This window comes from Vibrio fluminensis (assembly GCF_015278125.1).
Classification (GTDB): Bacteria; Pseudomonadota; Gammaproteobacteria; order Enterobacterales; family Vibrionaceae; genus Vibrio; species Vibrio fluminensis.
In genome coordinates this window covers 1-559 of the sequence record NZ_JADILO010000082.1, presented here as the reverse complement: position 1 = coordinate 559, position 559 = coordinate 1, and the positions used below count along the sequence as shown (strand labels likewise).

Genomic DNA, 559 nt, shown 5'->3' with positions numbered 1-559 from the left:
GACACCGCCCTTTCACGGCGGTAACAGGGGTTCGACTCCCCTACGGGATACCATTGGGTCGTTAGCTCAGTTGGTAGAGCAGTTGACTTTTAATCAATTGGTCGCAGGTTCGAATCCTGCACGACCCACCATTTCCTTCCACAGGAAATCAAATATTGTGGGCGATTAGCTCAGTTGGGAGAGCACCTGCCTTACAAGCAGGGGGTCACTGGTTCGAGCCCGGTATCGCCCACCACTCTCTAAATGTTTTTGGAAGTCAAACTCCAAACCACTGCGGTAAAACGGAATGTGGTTAGGTTTCTTGCCCTCTAAAGAACCTTTAGAAAGTGTTACTTTGATAAAAAGTGGCATCGCTCTTTAACAATTTGGAAAGCTGACAAAACAACAATTTATTGTTGTTTGTAAAGTTCTCAAAGTATTCAATTTATTGAATACACAAAAACACATTCAAGTGTTCTTGGGTTTTGTCTTACTGTTTCAGTAAGCAAAACATATTTGAGTCCGGCAAAATCGAAAGCTATCTCGCTCATTCAAATAATGAGATAGCAACTTTGGTTGT

2 tRNA genes are annotated in these 559 nt (G+C 42.6%); both read left to right on the top strand.

The window, feature by feature from the left end:
- Nucleotides 1–55 precede the first annotated feature (55 nt).
- A tRNA-Lys gene (locus IRQ95_RS21980) sits at nt 56–131 on the top strand.
- Between the two features lie 28 nt (nt 132–159).
- Nucleotides 160–235 (top strand) — tRNA-Val (locus IRQ95_RS21975).
- Nucleotides 236–559: the final 324 nt, after the last annotated feature.